Genomic DNA, 5314 nt, shown 5'->3' with positions numbered 1-5314 from the left:
ACTGCCGGCCCGAGCTGAGCACGCGCGGGTTGCGGCCGAGGACTTCCTCACAGGTGTAGCCGGTGATGACGGTGAAGGCATTGTTCATGGTCAGGATATTGCCCTTGGCATCGGTGATCGCAATGCCTTCCAGCGAGTTCTCGAACGCCTGGTTGGCCAGCCGCATCGATGCCTCGGCAGTCTTCCTGCGGGTGATGTCGCGGATGGTGAGCTGGACGGTAGCCCGCTCGCCGAGCAGGGCGACATCGATCGCCAGTTCGGCGGGGAATTCCCTGCCGTCGTGCGACCGGAAGTGCCATTCGAAACGCTGGGAACCGCCTTGCAGGCTTTCTTCCAGCCGGGCCTCCAGCGCGGGCGCGGACAGCGTGCCGTCCGGCTGGTGCCGCGGCTGCAGGCGGCCGAGTTCCACATCCTCGTCCACCGGGGTGGCCGGAAGGGCAAACAGCTTGATGGCTGCCGTGTTGACTTCGGTGACGCGGCCATTATTGATCAGCAGGACGCCGTCGTTGCTGGCCTCGAACAGAGTGCGGAACAGCGCATGTTCGCGGTCCAGCTCCGCCGACTTGCGCCGCCTTTCCATCGATTCGCGATAAGTCAGCCAGGCGGTCACGCAGAAAAATACGGTGGCCAGCAGCGACAGCGCGAGCAGGGTGTCGCGCGCCAGCCGGTTGCCGGCGACCGCCTGCTCATAGGCGAGGCGCTCGGCCTCGATGGCCGGCGGAACCAGCTGGTGGAGGGTTGACGACAGCTGGTTGTAGAGCGGCAGGACGGTATGCGTGTGATAACGGTAAGCGGCTGCGGGGTCGCCTGCCATCAGCTTCATCGCATGCTGGCGGCTGGAGGCGACGCGTGCATGCAGGTGGGCGATGTGCGTCCATTGCTCGCTGCCGGCGGAATCGTGCTGCATGCCGGCGAGCAGGGCGGCCAGCCGCGCTTCGACCTGGCTCAGTGCTTCCCTGTCGGCCTGCGTCAGCTTGCGCTGCTTGAGCGCGTCGATGAACAGCGCCTGGGAGCGCAGCATCAGGCGCTCGACCTCGGAGACATCCTTGAGCACGACGCCGCCGCTCCGGTAAACCTGTTCCAGGTCTTTCTCGCCCTGGCGCAGGCCCCACCAGCCGATATTGCTCATGAAAAAGCCCGATGCCGCGCCAACCAGGAACATGATCAGGAGGAGGTTTGAAACGATCAGCTTGCGCATTGGGGACAAAGGAGGCTTGGCGACATGAAAGATATTTCCATAAAGCAATTAATATGCCTGTGCCAATGTTTCGCCCGGGGCACATGTTTTGACGCTGGTCTCATTCCCGAAAATGGGAAGCACGGCGTGTGCTATCCCATTCACGAGAAAAAAATCAACAGTGCCATTTCCCGCCCCAGGAGTGCGCTTCCCTTGAGTTTGGCGGCCTGCCGCGCTCTTTTTTCCGGATGGAACCGAAATTGCTTGTACACGGGATTGCAGCAATTTCAATATCGCTTGTCGTCTGCTCCGCCGGGGAGATGCAAAAAGCGGAGGAATGCAGGGCAGGGCGCGCGGGAGGGCTGCGCCGGCTCGCGCAGGGTTCATGTTGGAGGAAGATTGTGGAATTTCTTGAAACGCCGGCGCTCGTGCACGGTGTGCTCGGATTCGGCAACCTGTTGTTGATCGTATCCGCCGTGCTCTACGTCAGTCATGTGTGGTTCAGGTCAAAGGCGGTGGGGCAGTGGGCGTCGCTGCTGGCCGGCCTTGGCGCGGTCGCCTCGCTCCTGGCGCTCGCCATGGGCCGGATCGGGAGTGGCTGGGCGCTGAACCCCCTGTACGAAATGATCGCGCTGTTCGGCGCGCTGACGGTGCTCATCTATCTCACGATGGAACGCGTCTACCGCACGCGCGCGGCGGGGGCGTTCGTCATGCTGGTCGTGATGGGCGCGGTGCTGTTCCAGATCCGGCTGGCCGGCAACGAGACGGCCATCTCCGGCGGGCAGGCGCTGATGCTTCGCGCGGCCGCGGAGAATGCGCCGGACGGGCCGATTTCCTTGCTTAAATAACCCATCGAACGGACAAGGCTGTTGAATTCGATACGGAAGTTCTTGAACGCAATCCACATGCGGCTACTCAAACAGGAGTCCGCCGCGGGGGGGAGTGCGCCGTCCTTTCAGTCAGCGGGCACGAACGTGTTTTCCGTCAGGACAAAAGGCTTGATCGTGTTCGGCGCGCTGATCGCCTATGCGGTGATCATCGCGCTGTTCGCATTCCATCAGAAGAACCAGTTGCTGCGTGATTTCGATGAGATCCAGAAGTCGCTGGAGGTCGACAGCATGCTGAAGCAGGCCGATACCGCCGCCTTCCACGCCGTCATGGGGGTGTTCGCCAATGTCGACGCCGAGGACCGCAAGGCGGGCATGCAGCGCATCCAGATGCATTACCAGATCCTGCGCACCAAGCACGCGGAACTGCAGCAGGCGGTACCGGGCTTCGACCTCAGCCTCGACGGCGCCGACGCCGCGCTGGAGGATGCCTTCCGCGATGCCTCGCGCGAGAACTTGAGCCAGCTGATCGTGGAACTGATCAAGACCAAGAACGAATTCACCGACCTTGCCGAGCAGTCGCAGCTGGCCCGCGCACGCATGTCGGAAAGCTACCGCGTACAGGCCGACTCGGTCGCCATGACCACGCTGTTCCTCGGCATGATGGGACTGGCCTTGCTGGGCACCATCATGGCCCTGTTCTTCAAGCAACTGACCGAAGACCTGCGCACCTTGCAGCAGCGGGCGATTGACATCGTCAACGGTTATCGCGGTGCGCCAATCCCGATCCGCCGGCACGATGAAGTCGGCCAGCTCATGGCGGCCGTCAACAGCATGGCGACCGCGCTCGACAAGCGGGAAAAGGAACTCACCGTCGAGCGGCAGAAATACTTCCACCAGGAGAAGATGGCCGCCATCGGCGCATTGGCGGCGGGGGTGGCGCACGAGATCGGCAATCCGATTGCCGCCATTTCCGGTATCGCGCAGGACATGAAGGAACGCCGCGAGGCCGGCTCCGCCTACTGCAAGCACGACTGTTGCAGGTCGTGCCGCCCGGACCTTATCCAGGCGCAGGCGGAGCGGCTGGCGGCAATCACGCGCGAGATCCAGGAATTCGCGTCGCCGCAACCGGCCGAGCCGCAGCTGCTGGACCTGAACGCGCAGCTGCGCAGCACCGCCAGCCTGATCCGTTATGACAAGCGCTTGCGCGGCGTCGAGCTGCGTCTCGAGCTCGACCACAGCCTGCCCGCGATCCACGGCGTGGCCGACCAGCTGACGCAGGTCATCATGAACCTGCTGATCAATGCGATGGATGCATTGGAGATGGTCAATGACAGGTCGCCGATCGTTGTCATTTCAACACGACAGGAAGGCGATCGGGTATGCATGCGCGTCGCGGACAACGGCGCGGGGATGGAAAAAGAAGTGCTCGAACGGGCCTTCGAGGCCTTCTATACAACGAAGCCGGCTGGCAAGGGCACCGGCTTGGGCTTATCCTTGTGCTATTCCATCATGAAAAATCATGGCGGTAGCATCGAGATCGATTCCACCCCGGGTGCCGGGACCCAAGTCAATGTCTATTTTCCGTTAAATGAAACCGAACGATTCATCCATGAAATCACTTGAAGTCCTGGTCGTCGACGACGAGCCGGCCATCCGCCAGATCCTTGCCGCCCACCTCGGCAAGTCGGGCTGCAGCGTGTGCCAGGCAGCCAACGGCACGGAGGCGCTGGAGCGCCTGTCGAAAGGGGATATCGATGTCGCCATCAGCGACATCAAGATGCCGGACTTCACCGGCATCGAGCTCGTGCGGCGCGCGCGTGCCGCCGGCATCGAGACGAGCTTCATCATGATGACGGCATATGCCTCTGTCGATACCGCGATCGAGGCGATCAAGGCGGGCGCATCCGACTACATGATCAAGCCGGTGCGCAATGAGGAAGTGCTGCACCGCCTGATGAAGGTGCGCGACCTGCGCCGTCTCAGTTCCGAGAACCGCGTGCTGCGCAACCTCGTCATGGGCGCGCGCGAAGACAACTTCGTCTTCGAGTCGCCAGCGATGAAGCAGCTGGACCGCCTGATCGCAAAGGTCGCGCCCACCGACAGCACGGTGCTGGTGACCGGCGAGAGCGGCACCGGCAAGGGCGTGATCGCGCGCCAGATCCACCAGCAGAGCCAGCGCGCCGACGGGCCGTTCATCCCCGTCAATTGCGGCGCCATTCCCGAGAACCTGATGGAGAGCGAACTGTTCGGCCACATCAAGGGTTCGTTCACCGGCGCCGACAAGGCGCGCAAGGGCCTGTTCCTCGAGGCCGACAAGGGCACCATCTTCCTCGACGAGATCGGCGAACTGCCGCTGGCGCTGCAGGTCAAGCTGCTGCATGTGATCGAGGAAAAGACGGTGCGCCCGGTCGGCGGCGAACAGGCCAAGCGCGCCGATGTGCGCATCGTCGCCGCCACCAACCGCGATTTGTCGCAGATGGTCGCCGAGGGCAAGTTCCGCGAAGACCTGTACTTCCGCCTGTCGGTCTTCCATGTCCATGCGCCGCCGCTGCGCGAACGCCGCCAGGATATCCCGGGGCTGGTGCGGTTCTTGCTGCAGAAGGGCGCGAAGCGTCTGGGCAACGTGGGGCCGATTTCCCTCGAACCGGACGTGGAAGAAATCCTGAGTGCCTATGAATGGCCTGGAAACGTCCGGGAGATGGAAAACGTGGTTGATCGAGCATTGATTCTGGCCGACGAAGGCCGCATTAGCCGGGATGACCTGCCGCCGCAGATCCTGCGTTCGGCGCCGGCCGCCGGCAACGGCGCCGCCGTGGCCGGGTCCGGCGACAGCCTGCGCGAGCAGGTACGCCGCTTCGAGGCGTCGGTCATCAACAAGGCCATCGCGGACGCCGGCGGCGACCGCCGCGCGGCGGCCCAAAAGCTGGGCATCGGCTTGTCCAGCCTGTATCGCAAGCTGGAAGAGTATGAAGCGCTTGGCCTGGTCCAGGACGCCAGCAAGGCATAAACCTCCTGCCGCCCAAGGCAGATAGCGGGACCGGGTGCCTTCCGGATATGCCGGAGGGCCGCCGTGCCCGCCAGTTCAACTGCGGCGTGCGGAGACGCCGCCGCCCAAGAAAGTTTCCCATGTCATCCAAGTTCGCCCCCCTCCAGAACGACACCTTTTTGCGCGCGCTGCTGCGCCAGCCCACCGACTACACGCCGCTGTGGCTGATGCGCCAGGCCGGCCGCTACCTGCCGGAATACTGCGCCACGCGCAAGCGTGCCGGCTCCTTCCTCGGGCTGGCCAAGAACCCGGACTTCGCCA

The 5314-nt window shown here is 63.4% G+C and carries 5 protein-coding genes; 4 read left to right on the top strand and 1 reads right to left on the bottom strand.

The annotated features are described in order from the left end of the window. Positions 1-1198: PAS domain S-box protein (locus tag VFF99_RS16860; protein WP_325019929.1), on the bottom strand; the 1198-nt coding region annotated here is incomplete at its 3' end. A 380-nt stretch (positions 1199-1578) separates the two neighbouring features. On the opposite strand from VFF99_RS16860, the gene VFF99_RS16855 reads away from it, so the two are divergent. The 4 genes from VFF99_RS16855 to VFF99_RS16840 form a co-directional block, all read left to right on the top strand. Next, the gene (locus tag VFF99_RS16855; protein WP_325019927.1) at positions 1579-2025 is read left to right on the top strand and encodes a hypothetical protein; all 447 of its coding nucleotides are present in this window, start codon (positions 1579-1581) and stop codon (positions 2023-2025) included. Positions 2026-2082: 57 nt separating this feature from the next. Continuing rightward, positions 2083-3630: a sensor histidine kinase gene (locus VFF99_RS16850; RefSeq protein ID WP_325019925.1), complete on the top strand. Its 1548-nt coding sequence runs from the start codon at positions 2083-2085 to the stop codon at positions 3628-3630. Beyond that, positions 3617-5014 (top strand): sigma-54 dependent transcriptional regulator, encoded by a 1398-nt coding sequence (locus tag VFF99_RS16845; protein ID WP_325019923.1) that lies wholly within the window; start codon positions 3617-3619, stop codon positions 5012-5014. Before VFF99_RS16850 ends, VFF99_RS16845 begins: the two co-directional genes overlap by 14 nt. A gap of 119 nt (positions 5015-5133) precedes the next feature. Then, positions 5134-5314: uroporphyrinogen decarboxylase family protein (locus VFF99_RS16840; protein ID WP_325019880.1), on the top strand; the 181-nt coding region annotated here is incomplete at its 3' end.

The organism is Noviherbaspirillum sp., assembly GCF_035654295.1.
In the GTDB taxonomy this organism is placed as follows: Bacteria; Pseudomonadota; Gammaproteobacteria; order Burkholderiales; family Burkholderiaceae_D; genus Noviherbaspirillum.
Note: the sequence above shows the minus strand (reverse complement) of the source record. Positions and strands in the feature narration are given on the sequence as shown.